Source organism: Kitasatospora sp. NPDC093558 (genome assembly GCF_040683475.1).
GTDB lineage: Bacteria > Actinomycetota > Actinomycetes > Streptomycetales > Streptomycetaceae > Kitasatospora.
Window position 1 is genome coordinate 1 of sequence record NZ_JBFBDY010000120.1, and the last position, 16,516, is coordinate 16,516.

At 74.1% G+C, this 16,516-nt stretch carries 15 protein-coding genes and 1 pseudogene; 6 read left to right on the top strand and 10 right to left on the bottom strand.

Annotated elements, in window-relative coordinates:
- Nucleotides 1-94 precede the first annotated feature (94 nt).
- Nucleotides 95-631 (top strand): annotated as a pseudogene (locus AB0O00_RS14790) (phosphotransferase); the annotation flags it as partial.
- Between the two features lie 152 nt (nucleotides 632-783).
- Here AB0O00_RS14790 and AB0O00_RS14795 read toward each other — a convergent pair.
- From AB0O00_RS14795 to AB0O00_RS14805, 3 genes are all read right to left on the bottom strand, one after another.
- Nucleotides 784-1,992 (bottom strand): acyl-CoA dehydrogenase family protein, encoded by a 1,209-nt coding sequence (locus tag AB0O00_RS14795; RefSeq protein WP_363651708.1) that lies wholly within the window; start codon nucleotides 1,990-1,992, stop codon nucleotides 784-786.
- A 410-nt stretch (nucleotides 1,993-2,402) separates the two neighbouring features.
- Complete coding sequence (locus AB0O00_RS14800) at nucleotides 2,403-2,897, bottom strand: hypothetical protein (protein WP_063350170.1); 495 nt, start codon at nucleotides 2,895-2,897, stop codon at nucleotides 2,403-2,405.
- 884 nt (nucleotides 2,898-3,781) lie between these two features.
- Nucleotides 3,782-3,994, bottom strand: coding sequence for a DUF397 domain-containing protein (locus tag AB0O00_RS14805; RefSeq protein ID WP_363651732.1), 213 nt, complete (start codon nucleotides 3,992-3,994; stop codon nucleotides 3,782-3,784).
- A gap of 366 nt (nucleotides 3,995-4,360) precedes the next feature.
- On the opposite strand from AB0O00_RS14805, the gene AB0O00_RS14810 reads away from it, so the two are divergent.
- Nucleotides 4,361-4,900: a PTS fructose transporter subunit IIA gene (locus tag AB0O00_RS14810; RefSeq protein ID WP_363651710.1), complete on the top strand. Its 540-nt coding sequence runs from the start codon at nucleotides 4,361-4,363 to the stop codon at nucleotides 4,898-4,900.
- An 85-nt stretch (nucleotides 4,901-4,985) separates the two neighbouring features.
- Here AB0O00_RS14810 and AB0O00_RS14815 read toward each other — a convergent pair whose 3' ends face one another.
- The 3 genes from AB0O00_RS14815 to AB0O00_RS14825 all read right to left on the bottom strand — a co-directional run bounded on the left by AB0O00_RS14815 (nucleotide 4,986) and on the right by AB0O00_RS14825 (nucleotide 6,775).
- On the bottom strand, nucleotides 4,986-5,474 hold the full coding sequence (locus AB0O00_RS14815) for an NUDIX domain-containing protein (protein WP_363651712.1): 489 nt from the start codon (nucleotides 5,472-5,474) through the stop codon (nucleotides 4,986-4,988).
- Nucleotides 5,475-5,510: 36 nt separating this feature from the next.
- Nucleotides 5,511-6,086 carry a sugar transferase gene (locus AB0O00_RS14820; protein ID WP_363651714.1) on the bottom strand — a complete coding sequence of 192 codons (576 nt, stop codon included), beginning with the start codon at nucleotides 6,084-6,086 and terminating at the stop codon, nucleotides 5,511-5,513.
- A 416-nt stretch (nucleotides 6,087-6,502) separates the two neighbouring features.
- Nucleotides 6,503-6,775, bottom strand: a complete 273-nt coding sequence (locus AB0O00_RS14825) for a hypothetical protein (RefSeq protein ID WP_363651716.1) — start codon at nucleotides 6,773-6,775, stop codon at nucleotides 6,503-6,505.
- A 528-nt stretch (nucleotides 6,776-7,303) separates the two neighbouring features.
- Between AB0O00_RS14825 and AB0O00_RS14830 the strand changes: the two genes are divergently transcribed.
- Complete coding sequence (locus tag AB0O00_RS14830) at nucleotides 7,304-8,332, top strand: polysaccharide deacetylase family protein (RefSeq protein WP_363651718.1); 1,029 nt, start codon at nucleotides 7,304-7,306, stop codon at nucleotides 8,330-8,332.
- A gap of 1,192 nt (nucleotides 8,333-9,524) precedes the next feature.
- On the opposite strand, the gene AB0O00_RS14835 is transcribed toward AB0O00_RS14830, so the two are convergent.
- On the bottom strand, nucleotides 9,525-10,301 hold the full coding sequence (locus tag AB0O00_RS14835) for an aspartate/glutamate racemase family protein (RefSeq protein ID WP_363651720.1): 777 nt from the start codon (nucleotides 10,299-10,301) through the stop codon (nucleotides 9,525-9,527).
- A 66-nt stretch (nucleotides 10,302-10,367) separates the two neighbouring features.
- On the opposite strand from AB0O00_RS14835, the gene AB0O00_RS14840 reads away from it, so the two are divergent.
- Entirely contained in the window at nucleotides 10,368-11,510 is a 1,143-nt protein-coding gene (locus tag AB0O00_RS14840) for a glycosyltransferase (RefSeq protein WP_363651734.1), read from the top strand.
- Between the two features lie 122 nt (nucleotides 11,511-11,632).
- A complete protein-coding gene (locus AB0O00_RS14845; RefSeq protein WP_363651722.1) occupies nucleotides 11,633-12,379 on the top strand; it encodes a class I SAM-dependent methyltransferase in 747 nt (248 codons plus the stop codon).
- 18 nt (nucleotides 12,380-12,397) lie between these two features.
- Here AB0O00_RS14845 and AB0O00_RS14850 read toward each other — a convergent pair whose 3' ends face one another.
- The 3 genes from AB0O00_RS14850 to AB0O00_RS14860 form a co-directional block, all read right to left on the bottom strand.
- Complete coding sequence (locus tag AB0O00_RS14850) at nucleotides 12,398-13,273, bottom strand: alpha/beta hydrolase (RefSeq protein WP_363651724.1); 876 nt, start codon at nucleotides 13,271-13,273, stop codon at nucleotides 12,398-12,400.
- A 90-nt stretch (nucleotides 13,274-13,363) separates the two neighbouring features.
- The gene (locus AB0O00_RS14855; protein ID WP_363651726.1) at nucleotides 13,364-14,101 is read right to left on the bottom strand and encodes a thiol:disulfide interchange protein DsbA/DsbL; all 738 of its coding nucleotides are present in this window, start codon (nucleotides 14,099-14,101) and stop codon (nucleotides 13,364-13,366) included.
- 204 nt (nucleotides 14,102-14,305) lie between these two features.
- Nucleotides 14,306-15,712 (bottom strand): glycosyltransferase family 4 protein, encoded by a 1,407-nt coding sequence (locus AB0O00_RS14860; protein WP_363651728.1) that lies wholly within the window; start codon nucleotides 15,710-15,712, stop codon nucleotides 14,306-14,308.
- Between the two features lie 295 nt (nucleotides 15,713-16,007).
- Between AB0O00_RS14860 and AB0O00_RS14865 the strand changes: the two genes are divergently transcribed.
- Nucleotides 16,008-16,516: glycosyltransferase (locus AB0O00_RS14865; RefSeq protein WP_363651730.1), on the top strand; the 509-nt coding region annotated here is incomplete at its 3' end.

The following is a 16,516-nucleotide window of genomic DNA, read 5'->3' on the forward strand; positions in this document are numbered from 1 at the left end:
GGCCAGAGCATGGGCCTCTGGAACATCTTCGTCACGCACACCCTGAGGCAGACCGGCCCCGGCTACTACGTCCTCGCGGACGGCCACCCCGGGCGAGGTGCGGGCGCTGCTCACCGCCGTCCGGACGCTCAACCTGTGGCGCCCGCCGACCGACGTGTTCCAGCCCCGGCTGGACTACCAGATGGAGATCGCCCGCTACCACTCGGTCGGCCAGCTGACCGACCGCGACGCCGGCGACCTGCGCGGCCTGCTGCACGGCCTCGGCCACACCCCGCTCCAGCTCTGCCACGGCGACGCCCTGCTCAGCAACATGCTGCTGGCGCCGTCCGGCCCGGTGCTGGTCGACTGGGAGCAGGCGGGCTGGTACCTGCCCGGCTACGACCTGGCGGTGCTGTGGAGCGTCCTGTCCGGCGACACCGCGGCGCGCCGTCAGATCAGCCAACTCGCGCAGAGCGGCGGCACGATGGCCAGGGACGCGTTCCTGATCAACCTGGTGCTGGTGCTGATGCGGGAGATCCGGCTCTACGACGTCCCGGGCGCGGGCGAGGAGCAGCGGATCATGATCCGCCGGCTCTACGACGACGCCGCGCTGGCCCGCCGGGCCGTCCGGGCCGCCGTGGGAACCCGCTGAACGATCAATTCCGGCCAGGTTGTCGGCCAGGTTGTCGGTCGCGTTCGCGGCCAGGCTGTCGGCCGGGCTGGCGGCCAGGTTCGCGGGCCTGGGTCCCGGCCGGATCGGCAGCCGGGTGCACCCGGCGCCGGAGGAGACCGGACGGCAGACCGCTACGGCCGGGCGCCGCGCTCCAGGGCGGCCCGGCCGGCGGCCTCCAGGACGGCCTCCTCGGGCGCCAGATGCACCCGGCTGCTGAGCACGTCCCGCAGGTAGCGCTCCAGCGGGTGACGTCGGCTCAGCCCCGGGTTGCCGGTCAGCGCGACGGCCTGCTGGACGGCGGCCGTCGCCGCCCGGGTCGCCAGCAGGTGGGCGGGACCGGTCCGGTCGACGGCCTCCCGCTCGCCCCGGTCCACCCGCGCGGCCAGCCCCTCGACCAGTTCCTCGGCTCCGATCAGCTGGGCCTCGATCTCGCCGAGCGCGCAGCGGTAGCGCGGCAGGATCCCGAGCGGCTCGGTCAGATTGGCCGGAGTCCGCTGGCTGAGGAACCGGACCAGCCAGCCCTGGGCCGCCCGCGCCACCCCGACCGCGACCGCGGAGAGGGCCAGATCGTGCCAGGCGCGGGCGAGTTCGGCCTCCGTGGCCCGCCCTGCCGCCGTCCGCTCCTCCGCGCCCGTCCCTTCCCCGGGACCACGCGGGCGCGTGAGCCCCAGTGCGAGCTCGGCGGGCACCCGGACCGCGTCCAGCACCACGTCGTGGCTGGCACTGGCCCGCAGACCGAGCTGGTCCCAGGTCGGATCGATCTCGAGACCTTCGCTCTCGCCGCGGACCAGGAACGTGCCGATGCGCGGCTCCGCTTCGTCCGTCCGCGCCGTCACCGCCATCCAGGCCAGCGCCTCGGCCCCGGTGCAGAACGTCTTGCGGCCGGTGAGCCGCCAGCCGTCCCGGTCCCGCCGGGCCATCGTCTCCGGCAACGCCCCCGGACGGCCGCCGGGCTCCGCGCGCAGCGTGTTGACCAGGGCGGGACCGCGCCGGGACTCCGTCAGCAGCCGCCGGTAACCGGCCGCCGGCCACAGCGCCCGGCGCGCCTGCTCGGCGTGCTGGAGCAGCGTGAACGCGGTCACGACGGCCACCGAGGCGTCCCCGCGCCCGAGTTGGGACAGCACCTGGACGGTGTCCGCGAGTGTGCCGCCCGGACCGCCGTACCGCTGCGCCACGGTGAGGGTGAGCAGCCCGGCCTCGTGCACCGCCTCGATGCCCTGGTAGGGGAAGGTCGCGTCCCGGTCGTGCTCCTCGGCGCGGGCGGCGAGCAGGTCAACCACCCTGGGCAGGCCCGCGAGGGCGGCGGCGACGGGCGACGGGTCGGCGGCGGTCGTGGTCATGGTGCGGGTGCCTCCGGGCGGCAGCAGGGGCTCGGCAACTGCGGGCGGCCCGCCGGGCGGGCTCGGCCGGCGGGTCGGCGGCCCGAAGGTCGGGGCCCGGCTCAGTGCGGGGTCCGCCCCCGGATCGGCACCGGCCGCTCGGCCGGGCGCGCTCCGCCGTTCAGCAGCCCGGACACGCCGCGCTGGCGGTGCGCCGCAGGTCCAGATAGCTGCGGCGGGTCAGCAGCGGGAGACGGCACGACATGTCCGCGACTGTACGAACCGATGATCGAAACCGTCAAGCAGCGGCCCCGGGGGCCGGGCGGCCGACCGGCGCCGGACGTATATCGGGCGGGCAGCGGACGTGCAGCGGACGGACGCCGGGTGGACGGCGGACGGGCAGTGGACGAACGACAGCCGAACGGCGGTTTTCAGCCCTGCTGGAACATGTCCGCGGGGAGCGGCTTCAGCAGCTGGTACAGGTCGTCCGAAATCGGCCGGTCCCAGGAGGCGATGGTGACCTGGACGCCGTCGCTGCGGCCGAACTGGGCGCAGAACACGCGCTCCTCGCTGACCTTGACCTTCTTCACGATCAGGAGGTCGTCCCCGAGCATGACCGGGAAGTCCTCGGCCGAGACGAAGTCGACCGGCTCGTCGTTCTCCAGCGCCGCGAGCAGCTGCCGCACCTCGAAGGGCACGCTGTCGCCGGTCTCCCGGGCGGGCGAGCCCTCCGGGAGGTTGCCGATGAACATCGCCGGGCCTCTGCCGCCGAACAGGTCGTAGCGCAGGAAAATCCCCTGGCAGGAGCCGTCCGGGCCGGTCATCATGGCCGCACCGAAGTCGCCGGGCCAGTCGCCCGGGTCCATCGCGAGCACGTCGAAGTCCGGGCCGGCGGGCTGTCCGGAGCGACGGCGGAGAAAAGACATGGGAACATCGTACGTGTCCGGCACACCGCGCTCGCGGGGTGGGTGGGGCACCGGCGGGAGATCCACGCTCAGAGACCAATGTTGACTCTGAGCAACCGTCCGGGCTACGTTCGGTTCAGCACGACAGCCGTTCTGGGTTTCACCCTCCGGGGGGACGGCACGTCGCAACGCGGCCCTACACGCGTATCCCTCACTGTGCACATCGTCGTGCCGATCCGCCGAGCACCCAGCTTCGTCGTCGCACACAGCACAGCCACAAGCCAACAGTTCCGTGCAGTTCATGCAGTTCATGTAGTTCCGTGCAAACACAAGAGCCAGATCCGCGGGGCCCCGGCCCGTCGCTCCCGTGGATCTGCTCGGGACGCCGCCGCGTGGGGGCGTGCGGGTCCCGAGCACAAGGTGCCGCGGTCCGAGTCGCTCTCGGATCCGGCGCCAGCCTCCCGGCGACTGCCGGCCCCTCGTGGGCCGGGACCGGCCGACGCACCCCGGTGCGCAGGGGACTACTGGGAGGATGGCCTGGCAATGCTGCCGGGCCGCACAGCAGGCGCCGTGTCTGGCCGCGTGGGGGCGGTGGGCACGGCGTCTGCCTGTGCTCATACTCTGAGCTGCGTTTGTCTAACAGTCAACAGAAATTCTGACGAGGCACGATCAATAGATCATCAGTTGTGATGATCGTTACCGAAATCGGCCCGTGACGGCGGCGGTGGCGGCGTCCGTGGCGCCCCGGCCGACGGTCCGGCCGACGGCCCGCTCGCGGGGTGGCCGAGAGAGCCTGGGAAGGGCCTGGAAGGGCCAGGAAGGGCCGGGAACGCCCGTGGGGCGAACCCCGGCTCCCGGGGCCGCCCCACGACTCCTCCCTCGCCCTCCCGGGCTCGGGCGACGACTCAGGTGAGGTCGAACTCGCCGTCCCGCGCGCCGAGCACGAAGGCCCGCCACTCGCCCGGCGTGAACACCAGCACCGGCCCGTCCTCCTGACGGCCGTCCCGCATCCCGATGTACCCGTCCACGAACGCGATCTGGACGTCCCCGACCCCCTGGCTGCTGCACAGCCACGTCGCGCCGGTGAAGTCCACCTTGGGCTTCCCGCTGGGCGCCAGTTCGGGCCCGGCCCCGGCTCCCTGGGCGCCGGCCGTCTCCACGTCAATCCCGCTGTTCGATGCCACTGTTCGGTCTCCTCCCGACGGCTTTCCCGGCCAGCCTAGCCACACCCGCCCGCCCCGGTCAGCGGGTTGACGAGGTCTCCACCCGGCCAGGGACGGGCGGCGCCCGGCGGGCGGTCGAGCGTGTCCGCCCGGCGGGGCCGCGGGCAGCTGGGAGAGTGAGGACGATCCCCGGACCGACCACAGATCCCACACCGCAGATCCCAGGCCACACATCCCGATCCCACACCGCAGATCCCACACCGCAGTTCCCAGACCGCAGACCCCAGATCCCAGATCACAGACCCCCGCAGGGAGCAGCCGATGAGCAGCCGGGACGGCACCCGCGCCGATGTCATCCCCATCTCCGACGCCCCCTCGGCCCACCCCCCGGCGCCCCGAACCCCGCCCTCGGGCGCCCCGCTGCCCCGGCCGACCCCCGGGCGGCCACCCGCGCACGGCCGGGTCGGCATCGTCCTGGTGTCGCACAGCCAGGAACTGGCCACCGCCGTCCGCGCCCTGGCGCTCGCGCTGACCGGATCCGACTCCCCCGCCCCCGTCGCCGCCACCGGGGGCGACCCGGCCGCCGGTCCCGGCATCAGCGCCGTCCTGGTCGCCGCCGCCACCCGCCGGGTCGACCAGGGCCACGGCGTGGTCGTGCTGGCCGACCTGGGCAGCGCGGTCTCGACCGTCCGGGCCCTGCTCGCCGACGCCGACGAGCACGGCCTCCCGTTCCCGGTCCGCTTCGCCGACGCCCCGTTCGTCGAGGGCACCGTCGCCGCCGTCGCGACCGCCACCGCGGGCGGCGACCTCGCCGCCGTCCTGGACGCGGCCGAGGAGGCCTACCGCCAGCACAAGGGCTGAGGTTTTGGCGCAAACCGATCGGTGGACGGACCGGGCCCGCCGGTCCGCGTCGACCGGACGCCGGGCGTCGACCGGGCGGGGACCGTCAGGGGCGCTCCTTGCCCTCCCACGAGAACACCGCAGGACCGTCGCACTCCAGTGCGTGCCGCAGCCGCTCGTGTTCGAGCTCGATCATCGGCGGCAGCCCGTCCAGCGCGAACCAGCCGACCTCCAGCGACTCGTCGTCGTTCACCCGCGCCTCGCCGCCGATCGCGCGGCAGCGGAAGGTCAGCACCAGGTACTGCGTCACGTCGCCGTTCGGGTACGTCACCGGCTCCGTGACGGAGACCGAGGCGAGCAGCTCGGGCACCGCCACCACGCCCGTCTCCTCCAGGACCTCGCGCACCACGCCGTCGGCCGGCTCCTCCCCGGGGTCGAGGATGCCGCCCACCACCGCCCACCGCCCGTCGTCGGACCGCCTGGCGAGCAGCACCCGGTCGCGGTCGTCCAGCACGACACCGGCGACGGCACTCAGCCAGAGCGGGCGGTTGCCCACCACGGAACGGAGCTCGGCGAGAAACTGAGGAATGGCCATGAGCCGCAGCCTACCCAGCCGCCCAGGCGAACCGATTCAGCGGACGGACCGTACGGGACCGTCCGACGAACCGTCCGCCGTCCCCTTCGAGGCGCCGTCCGCCGTCCCGTCCGCCGGGCACAGCAGTGCCTTGACCGTCAGGCCGAGGATGCGCAGGTCGAGCCCGAGCGAGCGGTGCTCGACGTACCAGAGGTCCAGCTCCGCCCACTCCGGGCGGCTCAGCCGGGCGGACGGTCCGCGGGCCTGCAGCTGCGCCCAGCCGGTGAGGCCCGGCCGCACGGCCAGCCGGGCGCGCTCGCGGCGGTCGTAGCCGACCACCTGCTCCGGGTGCGCGGGCCGGGGTCCGATCACCCCCATCTCGCCGCGGGCGACGTTCCACAGCCGGGGCAGCTCGTCCAGGCCCGTCCGGCGCAGCAGTTCCCCGATCCGTCCCCGCCGGTCCGTCCGGAAGCGCAGGACGTGGAACACGCGGCCGTGCCGGCCGGCCCTGGGCTGGCGCAGAAGCACCGGCCCGTCGGCCGCCCAGCGCAGCAGCACGGCGATCACCAGCCCCAGCGGCACCGCGACGATCCCGGCCAGGGCCGCCACCGCGAGGTCGCCCCCGCGCTTCATGATCCCGGCGCTTGTCTGGCGGGATCCGACCCACCGGTCCCGGCGCTGCCGCTCATCGCAACCCCTCCAAGAGAACGCATTCACCGTAAGGGGAGGTTTGAAGGCGTCGCCCGGGAATGGTGAAAGAAGTGGGGAACGCTTTACCGAACCAGCCGAAATCCGGCCGCTTCGGCTGCTTTTGCCGAGTTCGCCGAGTTTGCCGACTTCGCGGACTGCACCGGGCGCACGGAGTTCCGCGAGTTCAGTGCGTGTCGTGGCGTTCGCGTTCGGTGTTCACGCTCGGTGCGCGGGATCGGCGTTCGGGATCAGCGCTCGGGCTCGGCGTTCGAGTGAGGGACCGGGCTCGGTGCTCAGGACCGGCGTACCGGCGCCGTGGTCACGCAGCGTGTTCACGCGCTGCGATCGGGCGCGGCGCTTCAGAGCGCGGCGCGGCGGCGGTCGCGCAGCAGGCCGAACACGATCCGCCCGAGCAGCAGGACCCCCGCCGCCAGGCACCCGGCAACGGCCATCGCCCAGGCAGGACCGCCGCTGTCCGGCACGATCACCGCGACGACGATCCCCAGCGCCAGGCAGGCCAGACCCACCACGGCGAGCGGAATCTGGTGAGTCACCAGGGCGCCGCCACTCCACGCGCGGGCCATCCGGGTCGCGCCGTGCAGGTGGAAGGGATCACGGTCCGCATCTGCCATGAGCCCAAGGTACCCCGGCCCGGCGCCCGAAGCAGCCCGCGCGCGGTGATGCCCCCGGCACCCAGCGCGACCCTTCACTCCTGCCGTGAGCATGCAATTCACCTCCACATTCGGTCCACGAAAAATCCTCGTCCACCCAGCACAACCATCCGCCGGGGGCGAGGGTCTCCCACTACATTGAGCGATCCAGGAGCCGTCCGCGGTGCGGGTGTTCGTCCCCCCGCCACGGACCGGAATACCCAGGGGGCGGAGCCGCCGCCCACTGGGGTCGGAGGCCGGGCTCCGTCCTCCGACGGTACCGCCACGCCGCTCGGCGACCGAGGGGGAACCGTGCCGCATTCCCAGCCCACCACGTCGATGTCCGCCATGCCGATGTCCGTCGTGCCGATGTCCGCTTCACCGCTGTCCGTTTCGTCCTTGTCATCCGTGTCGTCCGTGTCATCCGTGTCGTCCAGACCCGTTTCGTCACTGTCCGGCTCGCCATGGCTCGTTTCGTCGCGATCCGGCTCATTGATGTCCGTTTCGTCCGTGTCCACCACGGCCTTCACCTCCGCACCCGGCGTGCGTGCGGTGGCACCGTTCGTCGGCTGCCAGGGCGAGCCGCACGGCGGGTGGGACCTCGGCACTCCGACGGGGGCCGGGCGCCGCAACGAGCGCGTCGACTGGCTGCGGTTCGCCCCCGTCCAGCCGGTCTTCCGGGCTCGCGCCGCCCAGCGGCTCGCCGTCCTCGCCTACCACGGCGTCACCGACCCCGCGTCGTTCGGCGCCCAGCTCGACCGGCTGCGAAGACTCGCCACCCCCGTCTCCCTCGCCGCCGTCCTCCAGGCCGTCACCGAGCAGCGGCCGCTGCCGCCGCGCAGCGTGCTGGTGACGTTCGACGACGCCGACCGCAGCGTCCTCACCCACGCGCTGCCGGCCCTCGACGCCCGCGGCATCCCGGCCGCCGCGTTCGTCATCTCCGAGCTCATCGGCACCGAGCGGCCGTTCTGGTGGCACGAGGCCGACTTCCTCGCCCGGCACGGCGGCCGTGCCCGCTCCCTCGACTGCGGACACCCCTCCCAGCTGCTCCCCCGGCTCAAGGCCATGCCCGACCCGGACCGCCGCCGCAGCCTGCACGAGCTGCGGGTGAGCGCCGACCGCCGCCCGCCCAGCCAGGAACAGCTCACCCCGGCCGACCTGCGGGACCTGCGCGACGGCGGCATCGCGATCGGCAACCACACCCAGGGGCACCCGTGCTTCGGCCGCTGCGACGACGACACCGTCCGCGCCGAGATCTCGGGCGCCCACGAGGCCCTCACCCAGTGGCTCGGCGAACCCCCCATCGCCTTCGCCTACCCCGACGGCGGCCACGACCCCCGCGCCGAAACCGTCCTGCAGGAGCTCGGCTACCGGCTCGGCTTCCTCTCCGACCACCGCCTCGGACCCCGGATCCCCTCCCACCCGCTCCAGATCAGCCGCCTCCAGGTCGACTCCACGACCAGCACCCGCCAGTTCGACACGATCCTCTCCGGCCTGGAACCCGCCTACCGCCGCTGGCGCCGCCGCCCGGTCGGGTAGGGGGCGGGTACACGCACAGGCCGGGAAAGCCGACGGGCGCCGCGTGGAAAGTCGACTCGATCGACTTCCCACGCGGCGCCCGTCGCCGGTTGGGGGGCCGGGTGGGTGCGCGCTGGTGGAGGTGCAGAGCCCGAGGACCGGGACCGGCGGCAGGAGCGGCGGCCTTGGGGGAGCATCGCCGTGCCAGCCCGGTCAGCAACGCGGCGCGGCCGGAGGTACACGGCCGGGGTCCGGGCCAGCAGCGTACGGGACCCAGCCGCGGGGAGCGCCGGCCATGGAGGAGCGTCGCCGCGCCAGCCCGGGTCGGCGACGCTCGACATACACCGACGGGGCGAGCGGCTCAGCGCAGAGAACGGCAGTCGGCAGAAGCGCAGACTCGAGCAGGAAGAACGGCCGTCATCCTCGCCCCGACGCGTCGAGCGCCGACGGCTTGGGCCCCGGCCACGGCGCCGGGCCGGAGCGACACCGCCAAGGACAGGGCTACCAGCGTGCCGGGATCGGCGCAGAGAGCGGCCGCCGGCAGGAGCACGGCAGGGACGCTGGCACGGAGAGCCGCCGTCGTCCCCGCCCCGACCTGTCGGCTCGGGCCCCGGTAGGACGCGCAGCCGGGGCCACCAGCGTGCCCAACGCGGCGGGGACGCCCATGCGGAAGACCACAACCGTGCCGGTTCGCCACACCCGTCAGCGGTTCGAGCCCTGACTGAGCCACACGGCCGGGGTCGGGCCGCGAGGTTGCGGACTCGGCGCAGGGCGCGGCGGCCGGCGACAGCCCGACAGGGACACCCGGGCGGAGAACCGTCGTCGTGCCCGCTGCCAGCGCGGCACCCGTCGGCGACGCGGGCACTACCTGAGCCACACCGCCCGGTTCAGGGCCACCAACCTGCGGGACTCGGCGGCGGGCGACAGCGCGGCACGGACACCGGCACGTAGAACCGTCATCGTGCCCGCTGCCGGCGTGGGGTCCCTCGGCGGCTCGGACCCGTCGAGGGGACGCACGCCGGAGCTACACCGCCAGGGGGCGGGACTTGGCGTAGGGGACGGCGGTTGGCGGGAACGCCGTCGTGCCGGCTCCAGCGCCGGGTGGGTGCGCGCTGGTGGAGGTGCAGCGCGACGGTCCGGGCCGCCAGCGTGTGCGACTCGGCGTAGGGAGCGGCGGCCTACCGGGACGCCCCCCGCTATGCGCAAGCTGCGGCTACACCGCCAGCGTCGGGGCCACCAGGGCGCGGGACTCGGCGTAGAGCGCGGCGGCCGGCGGCAGCGATGCGGGGACGCCGGCGTGGAGGACCGTCGTCGTGGCCGTTCCGGTGCGGCTCGGGTCGGCGACGCGGCGCAGTGCCTGGGCGGCGACCGCCTCGGCGGAGCCGTGGAAGACGAGGTCGGGGGCGGCCGTGAGTGCGACGGCGGCGCGGATGCGGTCGGCGACCAGCTCGTAGTGGGTGCAGCCGAGGACGAGTGCGGACGTGCCGGCGGGCGTCCGGGCCGCGGCGTCGGCGATCGCCGCGGTGATCGCGGCGTCGTCGCCGTGCTCGACCGCGTCGGCGAGCCCCGGGCAGGCGACCTCCGTCACGTCCGCGCTGCCGCCGAAGTCGCGGATCAGTCCGCGCTGGTAGGCGCTGCCGGTGGTGACCGGGGTGGCCCAGATGGCGACCGGCCCGCCGAGCACCGCCGCGGGCTTGATGGCGGGGACGGTGCCGATGACGGGCAGCGCCGGTTCGAGCTCGGCCCGGAGGGCGGCGAGCGCGTGGACGGAGGCGGTGTTGCACGCGACCACGAGCGCGTCGGGTTCGAGCGCGGCCGCGGCCCGGGCGCAGCCGAGCGCGAGATCGGTGATCTCCTCGGGCGTGCGCGGGCCCCACGGCATCGACGCGGGGTCGGAGGAGAGCACCAGGTCGACGTCCGGGCGCAGCTTGCGCAGCGCGGCGGCGGCGGCCAGCAGGCCGATTCCGGAGTCCATCAGTGCGATCTTCACGGGGCAAGACTCTAGTCGATCCGCCCCTGCGGGCCCCTTCTGCGGCAGACTGCCGGAGTGACCGTCCTGCTGTGGATCGCCGCGTCCTCCCTGCTGGTCTGGCTCTGGCTGGCGTGCTGCCACGGGTCGTTCTGGCGCACCGACGTGCGGCTCCCGCCACGCCGGCCGCCGGTGCGCTGGCCGCAGGCGGCGATCGTGGTGCCGGCCCGGGACGAGGCGCAGGTGCTGCCGTTGAGCCTGCCGACGCTGCTGGCGCAGAAGTACCCGGGCCGGGCCCGGGTGATCCTGGTGGACGACCACAGTTCGGACGGCACCGGAGCGCTGGCCGCGGAGCTGCGGACGATGGACGGCCTGGAGCTGACCGTCACCACCCCTCCCCCGCTGCCACCGGGCTGGACGGGCAAGCTGTGGGCGCTGCGGCACGGCGTGGAACTGGCCGGACCGGACGCGGAGTACCTGCTGCTGACGGACGCGGACATCGCCCACGGCCCCGACTCGCTCGCCGAACTGGTGGCCGCGGCAGAGAGCAACGGGCTGGACCTCGTGTCCCAGATGGCCCGGCTGCGGGTGCAGACCTGCTGGGAGCGCCTCATCGTGCCCGCGTTCGTGTACTTCTTCGCCCAGCTGTACCCGTTCCGCCGGAGCAACCGCCCGGGCGGGCGGACGGCCGCCGCGGCGGGCGGCTGCTCGCTGGTGCGGCGGGAGGCGCTGGAACGGGCGGGCGGAGTGGCCGCGATCCGGGGCGCGGTGATCGACGACGTGTCGCTGGCCCGCGCGGTCAAGGCGTCGGGCGGGCGGACCTGGCTCGGCCTCGCCGGGGAGGTGGACAGCGTCCGGCCGTACCCGCAGCTGGAGCAGCTGTGGCGGATGGTGTCGCGCAGCGCGTACGCCCAGCTGCGGCACTCGCCGCTGCTCCTGCTCGGGACGGTGCTCGGGCTCTGCCTGGTGTACCTGGTCCCGCCGGTGGCGACGGTGGCCGGACTGGTCGCGGGGGCTCCGGCGGTCGCGGTGGCGGGCGGGGCGGCTTGGGCGCTGATGGCCGGCACGTACCTGCCGATGGTCCGGTACTACGGGCAGCCCGCTCCGGCCGTGCTGCTGCTCCCGTTCACGGCGGCGATGTACCTGCTGATGACGGTGGACTCGGCCGTCCAGCACTGGCGGGGGCGGGGAGCGGCCTGGAAGGGGCGGACGTACTCGCAGCAGGCCTGACGGCTGGGCTTGCGGTATTCGGTTCCGGATTGAGCTCCGGATTCGGCTCTGGTGAGCGGCCCCTGCGCGATTACGAGCCCGATTCCGAGCGCGACCGGCCGCCGCGGATCCATACTGCTCGGATGGACCGTCAACGGCTCTCCCGTCTCGCCCATGCCCGCCACCCGATCGCGGCACCGCTCGCGGACGAGTCGGTGGCCCGCCTGCTGGAGCGCGCCACCGGGCACGCCGAAGCCGGCCGGCTGCTGGACCTCGGCTGCGGGGAGGGCGCCTGGCTGGTCCGCGCGCTGGCCGCGCGGCCGCAGTGGCGGGCGGTCGGGGTGGACCTCGACCCGGACGCGCTGACCCGGGCCCGGGAGACGGCGACCGCGCTGGGCGTGGTACGCCGGATCGGCCTCCACCACGTCGACGTAAGGGAGTTCGCCTCCGCCGAGCCGTTCGACCTGGTCCTCGTCGTCGGCGCGACGCACGCCTTCGGCGGACTGCTGCCGACCCTGGCCGCCGTCCGTGAACAACTGGCTCCGGGCGGACGGGTGTTGATCGGCGAGGGCTTCTGGGAACGCGAGCCGTCCCAGGCCGCACTGGAGGGGCTCGGCGCGAACCGGGACGACTACGCGGACCTGGCCACCACCACCGACCGGCTGACGACGAACGGCTGGACGCCGGTCGACGGCCACGTCAGCAGCCAACAGGAGTGGGACGCCTACGAGTTCGACTGGACGGGCACGCTCGCGGAGTGGGCGCTCGACCACCCGGACGACCCCGACGCCACCGCTGTTCGCGAGGCCGCCGACCGGCACCGCACGGAATGGCTGCACGGTTACCGGGGCACGCTCGGGTTCGTCACGTACCTGCTGCGACGTGACTGAACTCTCCTGCCGTACACGTCACTTCTGAGTGCGTGCGAGGAAGTCGTCGATCAGCGGGGCGATTTCGGGCAGCTTCTCCTCCAGCGCGAAGTGCCCGGTGTCGAGAACGTGCAGCTCGGCGTCGGGAAGGTCGCGCAGGTAGGCGCGGGCGCCTGCCTCGGTGAAGAACGGGTCGTTGCGGCCCCAGACGATCAGCGTGGGTGGCTGGTTGGTGCGCAGCCACTCCTGCCAGGCGGGGTAGAGCTCGACGTTGGAGTGGTAGTCGAGGGCGAGTTCGACCTGGATGTCCTTGCGGCCGGGCCGGTCGAGGAAGTGCTGGTCGAGCGTCCAGCCGTCGGGGGCGACGAGGGTCGGGTCGGCGGTACCGCCCTCGTACTGGCTGCGGGTGATCTCCAGCGTGAGGATCGCGCGGGCCCGGTCACCGGCGCCCTCGACGCCGTGCCGGTTGGCGATGAACTCCCTTGCCTGGTCGGAGAGTCCCTCGTCGTAGGCGTTGCCGTTCTGGACCACCAGGCCGGTGATCCACTCGGGCCGGCGGGTGGCCAGGCGCAGGCCGACGGGGGCGCCGAAGTCGAAGACGTAGAGCGCGAAGCGGTCGAGTCCGAGCGCGAGGCAGAAGCGCTCGACGACGTCGGCGAGGGTGTCGAAGCGGTAGCGGAAGGCGTCGGGTGCGGGGCTGTCGCTGTGGCCAAAGCCGGGGTAGTCGGGGGCTATCAGGCGGTAGCGGGTGCCGAGCGCGTCGAACAGGCGGGCGTACTGGTGCGACGCGGACGGGAATCCGTGCAGCAGGAGGAGGACGGGGGCGTCGGCCGGGCCGGTTTCGCGGTAGAAGACGCGCAGGCCGTCGAGATCGACGTGGCGGTGGTGGACGTGCGGGATCGTCAGCTCGCTCATACTAACCAGTAAACATCACTGAAGCGGTTATATGGAAGGTATGGGCGCGCTTCCTGATCACGCGTCACCAGCCCGGCGGGGGCGGGCGTGTCAGCGCTTGTGCTGCTGCTCCTGCTGGACGAGGTAGTCCAACACCTCGGGCATCGCGTCGACACTGCCGGCCTTGGTCGGCGAGGTGCGGTACTCGCCCTGGACGACCACCGTGGGCAGCTCGTTGACGCCGTAGCGGACGAACTGCACGGCCGCATCGTCGACCGCGCGCGCCACCTCGGGGGAGCGGTAGGCCTCGCGGAACCGCTGCGGGTCGACGCCGTGGCGCGCGGCCCAGTCGGTGGCGGCGGCCTCGGTGGTGAGGTCGGCCTTGTCGTTGTGCACCGTGCGGAACGCGCTCACCTGGAGGCGCTCGACCAGGTCTAGGCGCTCCAGCGTGTAGTAGAGGCGCGCATGGCCGCGCTGCACGCCCTCGTCGGGGCCGCCCTGCCAGATCGCGGGAACGCGCCGCAGGGCGACGTCCGCGTGGTGCTTCTCCGACCAGGCCTGGAGCGGCTGTTCGAGCTGCTGCGAGTGGCCGCAGTCGTACCAGAAGAACTCGACCGCCTCGGTACGCGCGGCCTCGCGCACCGGCTGCGGGTGGTCGAGCTTCACGTACTGGACGCCCTCGGCGGGCTGGCGGTGGACGGCCGCGCCGGCCTGGACGGGCGACGCGGCGATCCCGGCGGCGACCGCGAGCAGGACGGTGGACCGCAGCAGCGCCTTCGACCTCGCGGGCTTCGCCGACGTCACGGGCTTCACGGGAGTCTCGGGCTTCTCGGACTTCGCAGGATTCACACCGGGCAGTGTGGCCGTGACGGTTCGTTACCGGCCAGTCGTCGCAGGGCGAGTGGGGCCGGATTCGCTCGTTCGGCGTAGCGGAGCGTACACGTGGTGACGGGTGACGGGTGACGGGCAGCGGACGGAGGGCGGCGGACGAAGGACGGCGGACAACTAACAGATGACAGATGACAGATAACAGATGTTGAAATCTGTCATCTGTCATCTGTTCGCCGTCACCCGTCTCGCTCCCGCCCGGCTCTCCGCCCACACCTCGGCGACCAGCCGCTGCCAGGCGTCCACGACCGCGCCGAGTTCGAAGTGCGCCAGCGCGTGCTCCCGGGCGGCCGCGCCGAGGCCCGCGCGGTTGCAGGCCAGCACTTTGGCCAGCGCCTCCGCGAGGGCGAGCGGATCCCCGGGCGCAACGAGCGCACCGGTCGCCCCGTCCCGGACCACCTCCCGCACCCAGCCCACGTCCGTCGCCACCGCCGGCACCCCGGCCAGCGCCGCCTCGATGAGCGCGCCGGGCACACCCTCGCTGTCGCTCGTGAGCAGCACCGCATCGGCAGCGCGGTAGAGCGGGACGGGGTCCGGCAGCGCGCCGAGGAAGTGGGCCCGGGCCGCCGCCGGGTGGCGGGCCAGCACCTCCCGCAACGGACCGTCCCCCGCGACCGCGAGGCGGACGTCCGGCAGCCGGTCGAGCACGTCGAGCGCGAGGTCGAGCCGCTTCTCGGGGGCGATCGCGCCGATCCAGGCCACCAGCAGCACGTCCGCGGGCAGGCCGAGCGCGTGCCGGGCGGCGCGCCGCTCGTCCTGCCCCTCCGCCGGCGGATAGCTCCCCGCCGCACGGGAGTTGGGGATGACCCGCACCTTGCCGTCGGGCAGCCGGAAGTGCTCCTCCAGGACGGTCCTGGCCTCGTCGGTGAGCGTGGTGACGGCCGCGGCCCGGTGCAGGAGGGCGCTGCCGCGGACCCGGCGCAGGGCCGTCCCCGTCCAGTAGCGGGGGTGCCCGACGGACACGTAGACGAACGGCTTGCGGGTCCCGGCCAGGGCGAGGGCACAGGCGGCGAGGGTGTCGGAGCCGTGGGCGAGGACGACGTCGGCGGCGCGGGCGGCGGAGCGCAGGGCCAGCAGCGTGGAGGGTCGCAGCCGGCCGGGGCCGAGGACGGTCGCGGTGCGCGCGCCGGGGGCGTCAGGCGCGAAGGGCGAGTCCTGCGAGGGATTCGAGGGGTTCGAGGGGTTCGAGGGGAGGGACGCGGACGAGGAGGGGGCCGGCGCGTCCGGATGGTCGGGCGCGAGGGGCGCGAGGGGCTCGAGAGCCGCCAGGGCCGCCGGAGCCGCCTGCGGTCGGGCGCCGGGCGGTATCGCGCGCTCCTCGGAGCGGCGGTCCGCTCTGTCGTCCGGCTGCTGCTCGATGCGCTGCCCCGGCCGCGGGCGCGGGGAGGAGCGGGAGCCGGGGTTCGGCGCGAGGGCCATCAGGGCGGAGGACTGGCCCCGCCGGCGCATCTCGTGGTGGAGGTCCCGGGCGAAGTTCTGAGCGCCGCTGCGGCGCGAATCGCTGATCAGGTGCAGGATGCGGGGACGGGTTTCGGCCGGGTCGGCCGACGTATCGCACGTGTCGTCGGGCATGGCACCGACCTTGGCACAGCGTCACGCGCGCGACAGCCCCTTCGCACCACCCGGTGGTGGTCCGTGCGCCCGCGCGGATACCCCTGGCGTGCGCTGGCCGCCCGCCGTCGTGCGCCGGATGCGACCGCCGTGCGCCCCACTTCGCCCCACCGTCCCCCTCCGGCCGGCGCCGTGTGGCGTTCCCCTCGTACGTAATCCCTGGCGGGCCGCGCGGGCCACCTGCGATGCTGATCGGCAGTCAGGGCGCGTCCGGCACGGGAGAACGGACGCACCCGGTGAAGGGCGGGGGTGGCCTGTGCGTGTGCTTCAGGTGATCGACGACGTCAGCCGGCTGGGCGCAGCAGGGCGGGCCCTGGTCGCGATGACGCCCCAACTGGTGCGCGCGGGCGTCGGCTTGGACGTCGCCTACCTCCACGACGCGCCCGACGGCTGTCAGGCCGCCCTGACCGAGGCGGGCGCCGCCGTGTTCGCCGTCGGGCGCCCCGGCCGCGCCGCGACCGCGGCCGCGCTGCACCGGCTGATCCGCGAGCGCCGTCCCGACCTCGTCCACACCACCCGCCACGCCGGGGCCCGGCGCTCCGACCTGCTCGCCCGCGCCGCCGCCCTCGCCGCCGGGACGCCGGTGGTGTCCAGCCTGGCCGATCCGCCGTCCGGCGCCGTGGGGGTAGCGGGGCTCGGCTCGTTCCAGGCCCTGGACGCCGCGACCGCCCGCGGCACCCGCCGCTTCCACGCGCTCACCCGGTACGTCGCGGCGACGACGGCCCAGCGCCTGCGGGTGCCCCGACAGCGGATCGACGTCGTCCC